This window comes from Gymnodinialimonas sp., from assembly GCF_059726805.1.
This window is the reverse complement of the sequence record NZ_AP041059.1, coordinates 3,497,028-3,513,145: the sequence shown is the minus strand read 5'-3', so window position 1 is coordinate 3,513,145 and position 16,118 is coordinate 3,497,028. Positions and strand designations below refer to the sequence as shown.

Sequence of the window (16,118 nt, the reverse complement as noted above, 5' to 3'; positions counted from 1 at the left end):
GCGCGCGAGATGGCTGACACCACACCTCCCCCAAGCTCTGCAGCCACCCAAGCCGCCCAAGGCATGGCAAGCTCTTACCGTCGAAAGGAGCTGCGACGCGCGTTCCAAAGCATGATCACCAGCCGGTGGGCGCTGGTGGGCATGTTAATCCTGTTGATCGTCACCTTCGTGGCGATCTTCGGGCCTTGGCTCGCACCCTTTGATCCGAACCGCCAAAACATCATGATGCGCCTGCTAGAGCCGGGGGCGGAAGGCGCGGGCGATCTGACGTATTGGCTCGGGTCAGATCAGCTTGGCCGGGATGTTTTATCACGCCTTCTCTACGGTGCGCGGGTCTCGTTGCTGGTGGGCGTTGCCGCCATTGTCGTGGGTGGCACCATAGGAACGGTCGCGGGCCTGGTCTCGGGCTACTACGGCGGCTGGATCGACGATGTGATCATGCGCCTGGGCGATATCCAACTCGCGTTTCCCTTCATCCTGCTCGCGATCATGTTCCTCGTCGTATTGGGGCCGGGATTGGTTAACATCATCCTTGTGCTGGGGATCGGGCAATGGATCACCTATGCCCGAATTGTCCGGGCCCAAACGCTCAGTCTGCGCGAAAAGGAATACGTCGAAGCCGCGCGTGCGATGGGCGACAGCACGTTCTCCATCCTATTCCGCACTATCCTGCCCAACATCATCGCGCCACTGACGGTCATCGCGTCGTTCAACGTGGCGGGTGTGATCCTGTCAGAGGCCGCACTGTCCTTCCTGGGCCTCGGCGTGCCGCCGGACGTGCCCACATGGGGCAGCATGTTGTCGGAAAGTCGGGATCACCTGCTGTCAAACAAGTGGTGGATGGCGATCTTTCCCGGCCTCGCCATCGTGTTCACGGTCCTCGCCTTCAACATCATCGGCGATTGGCTGCGCGACTTCCTTGATCCGCGCCTGAAGGAAAACGGCTAGGGCGCATAGTCGGGCGTGATGTAGCGACCCGCGCCCTGGGGCCCCGTGACCTCGTCGTCTTGGAAGACTGTCTGGCCAGCAACCAATGTGCGCGTGATCTTGCCCTTGAGGCGGCGGCCATAGAACAAATGCGCGACTTCGCGCGCATGGGTGTGCATTGTGTCGGGCGAGAAGGTCGTCTCGCCGTTCAGATCCACAAGCGTCACATCCGCCGCACTCCCCGGCAACAGCGCGCCTTTGAATGGGTAGAGCCCATAGCGTCGCGCGCCATTGGCGCACATCAAGTCGTGGGCATGTTTGAGCGTCAGGCGGCCATTTCCCACCGTGTCCAGCATCGCAGGCACGATGAACTCGATCCCCGGCACGCCCGGCGGGGCACCGGGGAAATCACCCTCAGCCGCTTGTTTTTCAGCTTTCGCAAATGGCGCATGGTCTGTCGTGACGTAGTTGATCACCCCATCTTCAATCGCCTGCCACAACGCGTCCTGATCCGACTGGAAGCGGATCGGGGGATTAACTTTGGCGTAGATGCCCGCTTTGGCGACGTCATCTTCGGTGGCAAACAGGTACTGTGGGCAGGTCTCGGCGGTGAAGTCCGAGGTGCCCGCGAAAGCCCGCAGCACATCGACCGTCTGGGCGTTGGTCACATGGGCGATGTGCAGTTTGGCCTGCGCGCTCATGTTCATGGTCAGCAGTTTGGCGACAGCCACCGACTCGCAGATCGCGGGGCGGGACAGGTTGTGCGTGGCAGCGTTTGCAGGGTCGAGCGTCCGCGCCGCGCCCCCAAAATGCGCCAGCAGTTGCGCGCTTTCGGCGTGGACGACGATGGGCAGGCCCGTTTCTGCAAGCAGATGTAAGGCGTGCAGTTGGTCGGCCTCATCGGGGAAAGCCAGTCCCTCGAATTCGTCGGCACGGCCGGGCGGCGACGGCGTGGTGAAAATCTTCCACGCGATGCAGCCGATCTCCATCATCTTGTCGCGACTGGCCTCGGTCAGATCGCCTGGCGCGGCGTAGAGGGCGAAGTCGATCACGGCGTTCTCGCTGAAATGATTGCGTCGCCGCGTAAGCTCTTTCGGTGTGGAGCAACAGGGTTTGGAGATCGGCATCTCGAACAATGTCGTCACGCCGCCCGCCGCCGCTGCGCGGGTCTCCGACAGGACTGTGCCGCGCTCGGGGTAGGCCGGTGCGCGGACGTGGAAGTGGATGTCGACAATGCCGGGAAGCACTGTCTTTCCCTGCGCATCGATGACCTCGGATGCTTCGGGTGCCGTGCCCGGCGCGTAGGCGCCCGCCACTTTGCCACCCGACAAGCCCAGATCAACGCGGTGCAAACCGTCGGGGAGCAGGACCTCGCCGCCCGAAATCAGCGTATCAAGCCCGCTCATTTCAGGCCCAACTCAGTCAGCGCCTTGGCCACACCGTCCAGATTGGTCAGCTTCATCGAGGCATAGTTGGGCGACAAAACCACGCCGTGCCCGCCCGCGCGGTAGGTCGCCATGACCGAGCGATAAGCGATATCGGGCGTGCATTTCGCCTGATCGGGGCGGACGCGCGGTGCGTCAATGCCGAGCCCCATGAAGACCTTCGCCTTGCCGTGAACCCCCGTCAACGCGGCCTCACACTGGCCAAAGACATAGGTGTCGGGGTCAAGGCCGTCCTGCACTACGCGGTCCAGATCCGAGCCTTGAATGCCCAAAATCCCGTCCATGACTTTCATCGCCACGGCAGGGTCGAAATCCCGCAGGATCGTACGGGCGAAGAACCCGAATTCCTTGTGCCAGATCTCTCCGCTTTGATGCTGGTAGGTGATTGGTTTGACCCAATCGGCGTACATCGTCTGTTCGTCCCACGGCCATTGTGCGCGGCGGAACAGGTTGAAATGATTGCGGTTCCAGACGTTCAGGCCGAAGGGCAGGTCGGGCTTGCACCATTTCACCAGCCCGTAAAGCTCCCGGTCGAGGTCCTTGTTGCGCTCCAGCCAGAACCGTTCCCAGATCAACACCTCGGGGTGCGCCAAGAGGGTGCGGACAAAGGTGATGAACGCGCCGTCGTCGAATTCCTTTCCCCCCAGCGCCTCCTGCATGAAATCATACATCGCGATGCAGGCGCGGCGGCAGGCCTCCACGTCGATGCCGCGCGCGAGCGCCTCGGCGCGACTGGCCTCCGAGAAATCGCCCGGGGCCTGGCCCTGCATCATCTGATCGAGGGGCGAGTTTCGTTCGTTGCACCACATGATCCCGTCGATGTCATAGTTGCGCACCTGATCTTCGATGATCGCATGCATCCAGTTGCGGTAATCGGGGTTTGACGTGCTGGGTTCGTCCTTGCGGACGCCAAACACATCCACCTCCATACAGGACGCGAGATTGGGGATATCCACAGCGCTGGCCGATCCATGGCCCGCGTATTTGAAGAACGGCTCCATCAGCTCGACATAGACTTTCATGTCGCGTCTATGGGCCTCGGGGATGACCAGATCGAGGATGTCGATCCCCTCCATCTCTTTGTCCGTGGCACGGAAATCCTTGATCAGCGTCTTGGAATAGTATCGCGGATCGGGGTTGAAGTACGCCCCGCCCTTCATGGTGAAGGGTTCCGGCACGCCGTGATCGGGCCAGCCGTCCAGCTCGTGCGCGATGCTGCGCCCGGTTTTCAGCCCAAGCCAGGACACGGTGCCAAGCATCAGGACGTTGACGCCAACACGGTCCTTGAGCGTGTCCAGCACCACATCTACACCCTCATCAATGAAGCTGATGGGAGAGACCTGGATGCCGACGAACTTCTCACTGGGGTCAGGTGTCATGCGGCGGCTCCTTTATGGACGGCGATGAAACCCTTGATCCTGCGCATCGCTTCTTTGATCACGGGAAGCGGTTGCAGGTAGCTGATGCGGATGAAGTCGCTGTCGGGCTCGCCAAACATGTCGCCGGGGAAGACCATCACACCGGTCTCACGCAGCAGGGTCTCGCAGAAAGGTTTGGCCTTCATGCCCGTCGCGCTGATGTTGGTGTAGATGTAGAAGGCCCCGCCCGGTGCGCCGTAGGACAGCCCCGCATCGGTCAAGGCCCCCATCAGGTAGTCGCGCCGCTCGGCATAGGCTTTGAAGGTCGCCTGCATCTCGTCCTGGGGGCCGGTGAGGGCCGCGAGGGCGGCGTGTTGCGACACGGTGCAGGTGTTGATCGACAGGGTATGGCGCGGCTCGGTCAGCTTGTCGACGAAGTCCGCGGGCGCCGCCATGTAGCCCACGCGCCAGCCGGTCATGGCATAGGTCTTGGAAAACCCGTTGAGCGTGATCGTGCGCTCTTTCATGCCGGGTAGCGTGGCCAGCGACAGATGCTCATGGGGCGGATAGATCAGCGCGGCATAGATCTCATCCGCGATCACGAGGATATCGTGCTTGATCGCCAGATCGGCGATCTGGCGGATGACCTCGGGCGGTGTCACGGCGCCCGTGGGGTTATTGGGGGACACCAGCACGAACATGCGCGTCTTGGGGGTGATGCGCGCCTCAATCTCGGCGACATCTAGGGCGAAGTCGTCCTTCTGATACGTCGGGACCGGGATCGGCACGCCGCCGCACAGCTGCACGGCGGTGTCATAGGTGGTGAAGCGGGGTGAGGTGATCAGTACCTCATCCCCCGGCTGCACCAGCCCTAACATGCACAGCATGATGCTTTCCTGCACGCCTGCGGTGACGATGATCTCATCGGCGGTGTAATCCAGCCCGTATTCCGCCTTCAGGTTGTCGCAGATCGCTTGGCGCAATGGCGGCAGGCCAGTCGGCCCGGTGTAATGGTGCTGGTTGTCGTCGAGCGCGGCCTTGGCGGCCGCGACTACATGGGCGGGGGTGTGGAAATCCGGGTCACCGCGCCCGAGAGCGATGACATTGTCCAACCCGCTGGCGATCTCCAGCATCTTGGTGCGGAACGCACCGTCTTCTTCGACGATGCGCGGCGCGGTGCGTTGCAGCAAAACTGAGGTCATGTCAGTGCATCCTTTTGCCGTCAATGAACGTCATCTCGACCTTTTCAAGCGCGGTAAGGTCCTGGTCCGGCTTGCCATCGACAACGATCATGTCGGCGAGTTTCCCGGCCTCCAGCGTGCCGAGCGTGTCTCCGAACCCGTTCAGAGCCGCCGCCCGCGCCGTAATGGCGCGCAAGGCATCAAGGTTGTCGGGGCAGACGCCCACCTCCACCATGAACCCAAGTTCGGGCACGATGCTGTCATGCTCTACCGCCGGGCTGCCAGCGTCGGTGCCAAAGACAATCGGCACGCCCGCCTTGGCGGCGCGCACCAAACCATCGAAGCGTGACTTGTCGGCGACGGCCCTCGTACGCTCTTCAATCTTCCATTCCGGGATCCCGAAGGCGCGCGCGATCTCTTCGTTTGCCTGGATGACGAGGGCCGAGAATGTCGTGACGACGGGCAGCTTCTTGTCGAGTAATAGCTGGATGGTTTCATCGGTCATTGAACCGCCATGTTCTACGCAATCCACGCCAAACTCCGCCACCCGCGCGATGCAGTCGTTGTAGGTAGCATGGGCGGTGATCGGCAGACGGTTGCGGTGGGCCTCGTCGATGACGGCGTGCAGTTCGTCATCGGTGAATTCCAGCGTGTCATGGCAGGCCATAATCTTGATCAGATCGGCTCCGCCCTTGACCTGATCGCGCACGGCGCGGCGCATCTCATCGGCGCCGGAGGCTTCGCGGCACACCCAATAGGTATGCCCGCCAGTCTGGATGATACTTTCGCCCGACACCAGCAGGCGCGGCCCCGGAAAGATGCCCTGGGCCACGGCCTGCTTGGTGAACAGGTTGGCGTCATGAACGCCGAGGTCCCGAACCAGGGTGATACCCGCGCGGAGTGATTTCAGCATGTTGCCCGCCGCTTTGTAGGCGCGGATTTCGGGCGGGTCGAACATGGACTGCTGCGACAGCTCGTGGATCCCGTCCCACGACAGATGCGCGTGGCTGTTCATCATGCCCGGCATCAGGGTCTTGCCTTGGGTGTCCACGGTCTCAACGCCCGCTGGCGCATCGCCCCGCGCGCCCACGGCAGCGATCTTGCCGTCCTTGAGGTGTACGAACCCGTCCTCGATTACCTCATCCCCGACGCAGGTAATGACACGGCCAAGATACACGCAGTCTACGGCCTTTGCCTCGAACATCGGCTTGGTGATTTTCTGGTACTTCCAGGCGGCGGGTTCGGGCATCTCTCAGGCTCCTCAAATGGCGATGGTTCGGTCGGCGATGGGTGTCTTGGCTTGGAATGTGGAGGGGATATCGACCCCGTCTTCCGTCACGATCATGGTGTTGATGGTGCGATATCCATCCAGGCCCGGGCGATAGACTCCGGGCTCATTGGAGAAGACCATATGGGTCTGGATCCGTGTCGGATCGCCCGGGGCAAGCCATGGGGCCTCGTGCCCTTCCAGGCCCATGCCGTGGCCGATGCGGTGGCGTATGGTGTCGCCAAGGCCCGCGGCGCGCAGGGCGTCCAACGCGGCGTCATTGGCTTGTGTGCAAGTGGTGCGATCGGCAAGCGCTGCGACGGCGGCATCGTTGCAGGCTTGCATGGCGTGCATTATGCGACGTTGTTCGGCGCTGATCTCGCCCACGATAAAGGTCACACCGCTTTCCGCATGATACCCGCCCAGGCTGGCACCGATCCCCGCGATCAGCGTCTCGCCCGGTTGCGGGGTCCGCTCAAGCACCGCGCCGTGGGGCAGGGCTGCGCGCGGGCCGGAATGGACGGAGGCTGTGATGCCCATCGGCGTGCCCGCGAACGCGGCCTTGTGCTTGGCGAAAAGCGCGCCTTTCGCGTGGGTCATTGCATCGGCCATGAGGTCTGCTTCGGTGCCCCCGACAGCGATGATGTCGCTGGCGACGGCGTGGAGGCGGCTCAGGAAAAGATCAGCGAAGCGCGCGGCCTCAACGGTTAATGCGATCTCTTCCGGTTCCTTGATCGTGCGCGCCAGCATGGCGTGATCAGTCAGGTCAAGGCGTGTCAGCTTTTCACGCGCGCCGTCCAGCAGTGCCGCATCCAACGCATCGATGGCGATGCGTTTTTGCCCGATCTGATCCAGCATCCACAACACCGCCGGGACCTCTCCGGGGAATTCTTCATAGAACCGGAAGTCCGTCATGCCGGTGCCCTCGGCGTTCTCTCGCTCCAACCCTGGCAGCATCAGGATCAGGTCGCCATCGACCGGCAGCCAGACGCCCATCGGTCGCTCGTTCGCCGACAGAAAGAGCCCGGTCGCATAGGCCAGGTTAGGCGCGCGCAGCAGGAGTAACCCGTCGAGCCCCGCCGCCTGTGCCCGGGCGCGGAGCCTGCCGCGCGCGCGGGCGTGGAAGGCGGCGCCTAGCGGTTTCAAAGGGTGTCGCCAGTGTAGGGGCCGAGCGCGTCAAGCGAGGTCTTCAGGTTCAACTCTCGCCCCAGCGCCTGCATATCGGCCAGCACCACATCATCTATGGGTACGCCGTCCTCTGCCTTGGTGGCCGTCCGGCGCGCCTCCTGCTCGCCGGGGACAAGGATCTCGTCAAAGCCGGGGCGCAGGGCGCGGGTTTTGGCCATCTGTACGAATTCCCCCATGCGCGCGGCGTAGGCATCGGGCTCCATGAACCAAGAGATGTCGATGGCTTGGAAGTAATGGCTTACGTCCAGCTTGTTCGGATCCGAATAAGGCGTCAGCCCAAAGCCACCGCCCGACAGCACGCCGGTCAAGGCCTCCGTCATGAAGGCGAGGCCATAGCCCTTGTGCCCGCCGATCCCCAGAAGCGGGCCTTTCAACGCGGCGGCGGGATCATCCGTCTCGTGCCCCTCCGGCGTGATCGCCCAGTCGAGGGGCATCTTCTTCCCCTCGCGGATCAGCCAGTTCATCATGCCCTTGCCCGCCGTCGTGATCGCGATGTCGAGCACCGTTGGGAAGCCCTGATCAGACGGGGCTGCGATGGACCAGGGGTTGGTGCCGGTCACGCCTTCACGCCCGCCCCAAGGCGCCATTTCGGGGCCCGCGTTGGTGAAAGCAATGCCAATGCACCCGGCGTCCAACGCGCGGCAGGCATGGACGGCGCTGGAGCCATAGTGGGTGGAATTGCGCACGATGACGGTGCCGATCCCGCTTTCCTTGGCTTTCGTGATCGCCAGATCCATCGCCTTGGACGCGGCAACTGTGCCAATCCCGTTGTGGGCATCCACCAGCGCCAAGGCCGGGCTTTCCTTGATCACCGACCACCCGGCGCGCGGGTTCACCTCACCGTTGCCGATCCGCTCCTGATAGCGGCGCAGGCGCGCGACGCCTTGCCCTTGGCCGGGGTGAAACCGCAGTTCCGAAAAGATCAGCGCGTCCGCAAAAATGCCCGCGTCTTCCGTTGTCAGGCCAAGCGCTTCGAACCCTTCGGAGACGAACGCGCGCAGTTGCGCCCGGTCAACGTTGGTCATGGGAATGGCTTGGGTCATGCCTTGAGGCCCAAGATGTCTGCGATGTTCGTGCCCGGCGCCCCGAAGCAGCCCAATTGACCAGCGGGGGCCGTCATTACCACGGTCATGCCGGGGCCATATCCGGCGCGGGGGCCATCGGTTTGGCCGACGATCCCGATGCTCATCGCGCCACGCAGGTAGCCGTGGTTGTAGCGGCTGTCGGTGTCCTGGATGGCGACCACATCGCCCAGGCGGAGCTGGTCCAACCCGTGTTCCGCCAGCGCCGCGCGGTCCGTGGATTGGATGTGGAGCGAGCCGCCCTCGGACGTCAGGCCCGCCCCCGCCCCCACGAAATGCGGGGGGACCGTGGCGACGACGCCCATTTTCAGGACGTCCCCGTCGCTGTGCTTGGGGAGTGCGTCGAACAAAGCGGGCGACAGGGATTTGAACGCTACGTCCGGATGGTCGGGCACGGTCAAGCCAACGCCTTCGCTTTTCACCAGGATCTGGTCATCGACGGCAATTTTGCGGCGCGTTTCCATATCGAAATGCACGATTACTTGATCCGAGAACCGCCCGGATTTGCCCGTCACCACGCCCCGCGCGCCCTTGGCGGCGCCGGAACAGATCATCGCCTCGTTGCCGACGCAGGCAAAGACGTTGAGGCCTCGGTTCTTGTTGGCGTCGGGGTGCACGATAGACACCGAAGGGTGGATGCAGTCGCCCGCCCATCCAAACGCGCTGTCGCCCACGGTGACGTTGTAGACGATTCCGCCGAAGGTGGGCCACAGGAAGGCCTTGCCGTCGGCGTCCAGCCGGTAGGGCTCGGCGGGCAGGCCCGACAGGGAGGGGTTTGCGACCTGGCCCATGACCGAGACGGTGACGATATCGGCGGCGTTGGTTTGGATGCTCATGGATCAGGCTCCGAGATCGAGAAGTTGGGCGATGTTGGCGGCGGGATCGACGGTGAAGTCGATCTCTCCACCGCGCGCGGTCATCAGGGTCAGGATGCCGGGGCCGTGGCCCGTCATGACACTGTCGCCGTGGATGCACAGGCAGATCGAGACCGCATCCTTGCGATACGACCGGCCCCAATGGTGGTCGGCGTGGCGAATGGCGATCAGATCGCCGAGGCGCATCTGGTCTATGCCAAACTCTGCCATCAAGGCGCGGTCGCCCGACATCAGGTCCTGGTCGACGTATTCCGAGTTCAGCTCGGCCCCAGATCCCATGATCCGGATCGGTAATTCCATCGCGACTTTCACATGGAGGCGACCGCCGTTTTCCGTGATCCCCATGGCGTGGAACAGGCGCGGGCTCATCTTCTTGAGCGCGACACCGGGGTAATCGGTTAGCGCCAATCCCTGTCCCTTGGTCATCACCTGAATACGGTCGCCTGGCGCCATCATCTCATGGGCATCGGGGTCGAACTGCACCAGAATGCGGGCGTGTTCGCCCACCACAATCCCGCGCGCGCCTGCGGCCATACCGGAAGTCACCATCGCCTCATTCCCAATGCAATTGAGGTAATGGAGCGCATGGTGGCGGCCCGAATTGGCGTCGTCGTCGATGGACACGCCCGGCTCCACATGGTCGCCCGCCCACCCGAAAGCACGGTCACCACAGCGCACGTTGTAGGTGATGCCATACATGCCCGGCAGCACCGTCGCCGTGCCGTCGGGATGCGGAATATACTGGCCAGGACGCACCGCGGGCGTCGTGATCACGCCCGAGACGGCCATTTCGACCAAGGCAGCTTCATTGGTGTTCAAACTGGGCATTTCGCAGCGCGTCCTTTGCGGGCAGAGGCAGCTAGACCAAGGCAATGTTTTGGTTTGACTCCCGAGGGCTTCCTTGCCATCAGTATATTGTCGACATTGCGCTTGTCCAAATGGGATACACGAGCGAAATGGATAGTCAAGCACCCTGCGTAGACCCCGATGGTTTGCTGAAAACCGCGCCGGTCCGCACGCCCAATAGCGCGGAGAACGCCCATAGATGAGCTATGCTGGATTGATCGAAGTAACGGGGCGAGTGAACGATTTCCTCAATGCAGGCTCGGTCCTTTCGTGGGACGCGCGCACGATGATGCCCAAGGGCGGGGCAGAGACGCGGTCCAAGCAATTGGCAACTTTGGCGGTCGCCGCGCGCAATCTGCTCTGCTCCGATGAGATGAAGCGTGCGCTGGACGGGGCAAGCGCTGAGGTGGCTGGAAAGCCCGAGGACAGCCCGGAGGCCCGCATCGTGGCGCAGGTGCGTGGGGCGATTGAGTACCACGAAAAGATCCCCACGGATCTTCTGCACCGGAAGACGGAGCTTGGGGCTTCGGCCCATGAGATCTGGGCCGAGGCGCGCGAAAAGGCCGACTTCTCCATCTTTGCGCCGGCGCTGACGACGATGGTCGATATCAACCGCGAGATGGCGCAGGCCATCGGCTACACCGACCACCCCTATGATGCGCTGATGTACCGGTTTGAGCCGGGCACAACGACCGCGGGCCTTGCCACGCTATTTGCGCGTTTGCGCGAGGGGATGATCCCCCTGATCCGCGCGATCGGGGAGGCGGAAGAGCCCCGCTCGGACTTCCTCTATCGCGACTACCCGGTCGATGGCCAAATGGCCTTCGCGCTCGATATGGCCAAGAAGATCGGCTACGACACGGACCGCGGGCGGCTCGACACCACGGTGCATCCGTTCGAAGTGTCCTTCACCCGAAACGACGTGCGTATCACCACGCGGGTCAACAAGAACTACATGCCGATGTCGCTGTTCGGCGCCCTGCATGAGGCGGGCCATGCGATGTATGAGCAGGGCGTTGACCCGGCCTATACGCGCACGCCCTTGGCCACGGATCTTGTCAGCCTCTATGCCGTGGGTGGAGTCAGTTTCGGCGCCCATGAAAGCCAGTCGCGCCTGTGGGAAAACCACGTAGGCCGCTCGCGCGCGTTCTGGAACAATCATATGGACGACATTCGCGCGGCCTATCCCGGCGTGCTGGATGACGTGAGCGTGGAAGAGTTCTACCGCGCGATTAACCGCTCCAAGCCATCCTTTGTCCGGGTCGAAGCAGATGAGCTGACCTATGACTTCCACGTCATGGTGCGCTGCGAATTAGAGGCCAAGATGGTCGACGGCTCCCTCGACGTGGCGGATTTGCCCGAGGCGTGGAACGCCACGATGAAGGACTATCTGGGCGTCGACGTGCCCGATGACGGCAAGCAGGGTGTCCTGCAGGACGTCCACTGGTCATCGGGCCAGATCGGGACGTTCTGCAACTACACCATCGGCAACATCATGGCGGCGCAGTTGTTCGACACGGCCACGGGTGCGAACCCCTCGATCCAGACCGCGCTGGACGGCGGCGACTACACGCCCTTGCGGGAGTGGCTGACGGACAACGTCGCCCAACACGGGCGCCGCTTCTCGCGCGATGAACTGCTGGAAAAGGCGACGGGCCGCACGCTCGATCCCGAGCCCTATATCGCCTATCTCACCGAGAAATACTCCAGCGTTTATGCCCTGAACTGAAGCGGAGACGTCCATGACCACCCCCAACTCCGCACGCCTTGCCAAACGGGTCAAACTGTCTGACGGCGCATTGATCACCAAGATGCTCGATATCGCCGAGGGCCTGGACGACGTGATCAAACTGGGCCGGGGCGACCCGGACCTGGATACGCCGGATCACATCATCAAGGCGGGTCAAGAGGCCTTGGCCAACGGCGCGACGCATTACACGCACCCCCTTGGGATCCTTCCGTTGCGCGAGGCGATTGCCGATAACATCCGGGCCTATGGCGGGGCCGATTATGCCGCCGATGAGATCATGATCACCCCGGGCGGGCAGCAGGGCATGTTCATCATCGCGCTATCGCTGCTGAACCCCGGTGATGAGATCATCGTGCCCTGTCCGGGCTACAACCCCTACGGCCAAGCCGCCGAGATGACGGATTCCGTCGTCGTAAAGGTCCCCATGACGATGGAGACGAATTTCACGCTGACCGCCGAGATGGTGGAGGCGCATGTCACGCCACGCTCCAAAATCCTCGTGTTGATCAACCCCAACAACCCAACGGGCACCGTCACACCGCCCGACGAGGTCCGTCGCATCGCTGAGGTAGCTAAGAAGCACGACCTGATCGTGATCTCGGACGAGATCTATGCGCGCCTGACCTTCGGCAACAACACCGTTCTTCCCGTGGCCTCCTTGCCTGGGATGAAGGACCGGACGATCACGCTGAGCGGATTTTCCAAGGCTTACGCGATGACCGGCTGGCGCATCGGCTACCTGGCAGGTCCGCGCGACCTGATCATGCCGATGTCCGAGGTCAATCATGCCTTCGCCATTTCCACCGCCGCCGTGTCGCAACACGCCGCCCTGGCCGCGATGACCGGCAGCCAGGATTGCGTGGAGGAGATGCGCCAGACCTACGACGCCCGCCGCACAGCGATTTGCAAGGGCCTCGATGCCATGGGCATGGGCTATGCTGAGCCGCAGGGCGCCTTCTACGTTTATGCCAATGTGGCGTCCCTAGGGCTCGGGATCACCGCCGGCGCGTTTTGCGAACGTCTTTTGGCCGAGGGGCAGGTCATGATGTACCCCGGCACGATCTACGGCGATCACACCGATGACTTCGTGCGCATGTCGATGACGCAACCCGTGGACCGGATCGAGATCGCCATGCAACGCATGGCCGCTGTCGTCGAAAGCTTCCGCGCCGAGCACAAACAGCCCGCTGAATGAGGACCCTGACATGAGCGTGAAATCAGACAACCCGAACATCAAAAGCATCAAGCACATGGCCTTTGCGGTGAACGATGCCGAGAAAGCTCTGGGCGCCTATGCGCAGTTCCTGCATGTCCCCAAAGACACTGAAATCACGCACTTCAAGAAGTCCGGCAACAAGGTCGCGTTGTTCTATCTGGGCGGGATCGAATACCAGCTTTGCCAATCCACCGACCCGAACGGCCGCTTCGCGACGTGGATCAAGGAGCGCGGCGCCGAGGGGCTGCACCACATCTGCTACGAAGTCGATAACATCGACGACGCGCTGGCCCACGCGAAATCGCAGGGGGCAGAACTTAGGATCTGCCAGGCCTGCGGTGTTTACGGATCCCACGCCCATCCCGAAGGCTGGGTCGCCTTCCTCGACAATGACGCGGGCGGGATCGAGATCGAGTTCATGCAGGTCTACACGCCCGAGCAGCTGAAGGCCTGGGAAGACAGCGCGGCGGAGGCGGTATGAGCACCTTGGCAGGAGAAAGCGTTACCGTCGGCACCGCGACGGCAGCCCCGGGAGAGGCCGTGCGCGGCGCGATCCCGGCAGGCGATCTGGCAGGCGGCGTGAAGGTCGACATCCCAGTTGTGGTGATCAATGGGGCAGGGGCGGGGCCCACGTTCTGGGTCAACGCCGCGATCCACGGGGATGAGCCCGAGGGCCCGCTGGCCTGCGCGCTCGCCGCCAAGCAGATCGACCCCGCCAAGCTGCGCGGCGCCGTCGTCATGGTGCCTTGTGTCAACCCGCTGGCATTCTCTGCCGCTGAGCGGGGCAACCCGCTCGATACCTTCACCTACGACATGAACCGCATCTACCCGGGCAAGCCCGATGGCTATTTCAGTGACCGGGTCGCGGACGCCCATTGGCAGGCGATGAAGGATGCGGCCGATCTGGAGATCTCTATCCATTCCGGCGGTGCGCACAGTTTCCTCGACAAGGCGATCTTCGTGGATGAACGCCCTGAAAGCGTGGAGCTTGCCAAGGCCATGGGAGAGGGTTGGGGCTGTATCATGTCCAACTTCACCAAGGCCGGCAGCCCGATGGCCGCGATGAACAACGCAGGCAAAGTGGGCATCACCGTGGAACTTGGCGGGCGCAGCTACACCTCGCCTGAGCGGTTCCGCTATGTGGGGGAGGAGTTGGCGAAATCCATCCTCAACATCTGCTACCACTATGACATGCTCGACGGGCAGGCGACCTACCCGAGTGACGCCACCATCGGCCAGCAAGAGGCGCTTCTAGCTCCAGCCTCCGGCATCTTCCTGCCGGAACCAGAGGTCGATTTCCTGACGATGATGAAAAAGGGCACCAAGATTGCCCGCATTATCAACATCTTCGGGGATGAGGTTGGCGCGTTGCACGCGCCCGCCGATGGTATGTTTTTTGGCCTGCGCGCGTTGCCCAATGTGAACCGAGGCGACTGGTGCTGCTTCTTCAACAAGGTGGAGGGTCCCCGTGACTGAAGCAGGGGCCAGGGCATGAATCGCTTGCGTGACCTGGCGGGATATGGGGCCAATCCGCCCAATATTCGGTGGCCGAACGGCGCGGGCCTGGCCGTGAATTTCGTGCTGAATGTCGAAGAGGGCTCGGAATACTCCATCGGCGATGGCGATGGCCGGTCCGAGAGCGCGCTGAGCGAGGTGCGGGCCTCGCGCGTGCCCCAGGGCGCGCGGGATCTGGCCGCGGAATCGATGTATGAATATGGAAGCCGCGTTGGATTCTGGCGCATTCACGACCTCTTTCGCGCGCGAGACCTTCCCCTGACCATCTTCGCCAGCGCCCTTGCCCTGGAACGCACACCCGATGTCGCGGCGGCTATTGCCGCCACCGATTGGGACATCTGTGCCCACGGCTACCGCTGGGTAGAGCACTACCACCTGTCGCCCGAGGTGGAGGCGCAAGCCATCGCCATGGCCCATGAAAGCTTGTTGAAAACCACAGGCCGCGCGCCGCGCGGGTGGTATTGCCGCTACTCCGCCTCCACCGCCACGCGCGGGCTAATCGCGGCCCACGGTGGCTATGACTACGACAGTGACGCTTACAACGATGACCTGCCCTATTGGACCGACGTGGGCGGCGCGCCGCATCTCGTCGTGCCCTACACGATGGTCAACAATGACGCCAAATTCCTGTCAGGGGACGTGTTTTCTGCGCGCGATTTTTCCGACTACCTGATCGACGGGTTCGATGTGTTGCGCGCGGAAGCGCAGACCAAACCGCGGATGATGTCCATCGGGTTGCACAGCCGGATCATCGGCCATCCGGGCCGATTGGCGGGGCTGATCCGTTTCATGGACCATATCGCTCAGCACGCAGACATCTGGGTCTGCGGTCGCGATCAGATTGCTGACTTTTGGCGCAAGACGGTCCCGCCGGGGGCGGCCGGATGACAGGTCAGACCGTCGCGCTTCAGCCCCCTGACCCGGACGCCTTCGCGCCCTATGGTCATCTCGTGATGCCGCCAAGCGCGCCGGGAAAACGGCAGTTCTACAGCGATACGTTGCACCAGCGGCCCAATGCCAGCGCGCCGGTCCTGCACGTCAATCATGTCCTGCCGCAATCCATCCCTATTGAGGTCACCGGGATCGAGCGTCACCCCCACGCTGCGCAGTGCTTCTTTCCCATCGACGTCGCGCGGTACGTGGTCGTGGTGATGCCTTCTGACGACAGAGGCGCGCCGCGCCCGGAGCAGGCACTGGCCTTCCTGATGCCCGGCACGATGGGTGTGATCTTCAACCCCGGCGTCTGGCACCTGGGGGCCACGGTGCTGGACCGCCCGGGCCACTTCACCGTGCTGATGTGGCGTGGGGGGCCTTTGCAAGATGACGAATTCCGAACAATTGCGCCGCTGACCCTGATCAATCCCACTTGAGCCTGCTTCCTCCCATGCAGCCTGAAAGAACCCCCGCCATGACCACACGCCAGATTTCTTCGTTCCTCTGCGCCCAGGGCTCCCGCCCGACAGGCCTG

15 protein-coding genes are annotated in these 16,118 nt (G+C 62.9%); 7 read left to right on the top strand and 8 right to left on the bottom strand.

Annotated elements, in window-relative coordinates; genetic code table 11:
• Positions 1–9: 9 nt before the first annotated feature.
• Positions 10–948, top strand: coding sequence for an ABC transporter permease (locus AC6I9R_RS17080; RefSeq protein WP_461427272.1), 939 nt, complete (start codon positions 10–12; stop codon positions 946–948).
• Here AC6I9R_RS17080 and AC6I9R_RS17075 read toward each other — a convergent pair.
• From AC6I9R_RS17075 to AC6I9R_RS17040, 8 genes are read right to left on the bottom strand one after another with little or no spacing between them, the layout of a single operon-like run.
• Positions 945–2,333 (bottom strand): dihydroorotase, encoded by a 1,389-nt coding sequence (locus AC6I9R_RS17075; protein WP_461427273.1) that lies wholly within the window; start codon positions 2,331–2,333, stop codon positions 945–947. The two genes, AC6I9R_RS17080 and AC6I9R_RS17075, sit on opposite strands and share 4 nt — an antisense overlap.
• Positions 2,330–3,751, bottom strand: a complete 1,422-nt coding sequence (locus AC6I9R_RS17070; RefSeq protein ID WP_461427274.1) for an alpha-amylase family protein — start codon at positions 3,749–3,751, stop codon at positions 2,330–2,332. Before AC6I9R_RS17070 ends, AC6I9R_RS17075 begins: the two co-directional genes overlap by 4 nt.
• Positions 3,748–4,932: a pyridoxal phosphate-dependent aminotransferase gene (locus AC6I9R_RS17065; protein ID WP_461427275.1), complete on the bottom strand. Its 1,185-nt coding sequence runs from the start codon at positions 4,930–4,932 to the stop codon at positions 3,748–3,750. Before AC6I9R_RS17065 ends, AC6I9R_RS17070 begins: the two co-directional genes overlap by 4 nt.
• A gap of 1 nt (position 4,933) precedes the next feature.
• On the bottom strand, positions 4,934–6,160 hold the full coding sequence (locus AC6I9R_RS17060) for an amidohydrolase family protein (protein WP_461427276.1): 1,227 nt from the start codon (positions 6,158–6,160) through the stop codon (positions 4,934–4,936).
• A gap of 12 nt (positions 6,161–6,172) precedes the next feature.
• The gene (locus tag AC6I9R_RS17055; protein ID WP_461427277.1) at positions 6,173–7,324 is read right to left on the bottom strand and encodes a M24 family metallopeptidase; all 1,152 of its coding nucleotides are present in this window, start codon (positions 7,322–7,324) and stop codon (positions 6,173–6,175) included.
• On the bottom strand, positions 7,321–8,391 hold the full coding sequence (locus AC6I9R_RS17050; protein WP_461427278.1) for an Ldh family oxidoreductase: 1,071 nt from the start codon (positions 8,389–8,391) through the stop codon (positions 7,321–7,323). The genes AC6I9R_RS17055 and AC6I9R_RS17050 overlap by 4 nt, the downstream gene beginning before the upstream one ends.
• A gap of 14 nt (positions 8,392–8,405) precedes the next feature.
• Positions 8,406–9,284, bottom strand: coding sequence for a DUF4438 domain-containing protein (locus AC6I9R_RS17045; protein ID WP_461427279.1), 879 nt, complete (start codon positions 9,282–9,284; stop codon positions 8,406–8,408).
• Between the two features lie 3 nt (positions 9,285–9,287).
• Complete coding sequence (locus AC6I9R_RS17040; protein ID WP_461427280.1) at positions 9,288–10,151, bottom strand: DUF4438 domain-containing protein; 864 nt, start codon at positions 10,149–10,151, stop codon at positions 9,288–9,290.
• Positions 10,152–10,368: 217 nt separating this feature from the next.
• On the opposite strand from AC6I9R_RS17040, the gene AC6I9R_RS17035 reads away from it, so the two are divergent.
• From AC6I9R_RS17035 to AC6I9R_RS17010, 6 genes are read left to right on the top strand one after another with little or no spacing between them, the layout of a single operon-like run.
• On the top strand, positions 10,369–11,898 hold the full coding sequence (locus tag AC6I9R_RS17035) for a carboxypeptidase M32 (RefSeq protein ID WP_461427281.1): 1,530 nt from the start codon (positions 10,369–10,371) through the stop codon (positions 11,896–11,898).
• A 13-nt stretch (positions 11,899–11,911) separates the two neighbouring features.
• A complete protein-coding gene (locus AC6I9R_RS17030; RefSeq protein WP_461427282.1) occupies positions 11,912–13,114 on the top strand; it encodes a pyridoxal phosphate-dependent aminotransferase in 1,203 nt (400 codons plus the stop codon).
• 10 nt (positions 13,115–13,124) lie between these two features.
• Entirely contained in the window at positions 13,125–13,616 is a 492-nt protein-coding gene (locus AC6I9R_RS17025; RefSeq protein WP_461427283.1) for a VOC family protein, read from the top strand.
• Positions 13,613–14,611 carry a succinylglutamate desuccinylase/aspartoacylase family protein gene (locus tag AC6I9R_RS17020; RefSeq protein ID WP_461427284.1) on the top strand — a complete coding sequence of 333 codons (999 nt, stop codon included), beginning with the start codon at positions 13,613–13,615 and terminating at the stop codon, positions 14,609–14,611. The genes AC6I9R_RS17025 and AC6I9R_RS17020 overlap by 4 nt, the downstream gene beginning before the upstream one ends.
• Before the next feature lie 15 nt (positions 14,612–14,626).
• A complete protein-coding gene (locus AC6I9R_RS17015) occupies positions 14,627–15,538 on the top strand; it encodes a polysaccharide deacetylase family protein (RefSeq protein ID WP_461427285.1) in 912 nt (303 codons plus the stop codon).
• Positions 15,535–16,020: an ureidoglycolate lyase gene (locus tag AC6I9R_RS17010; RefSeq protein ID WP_461427286.1), complete on the top strand. Its 486-nt coding sequence runs from the start codon at positions 15,535–15,537 to the stop codon at positions 16,018–16,020. The genes AC6I9R_RS17015 and AC6I9R_RS17010 overlap by 4 nt, the downstream gene beginning before the upstream one ends.
• The last annotated feature ends 98 nt before the right edge of the window (positions 16,021–16,118 follow it).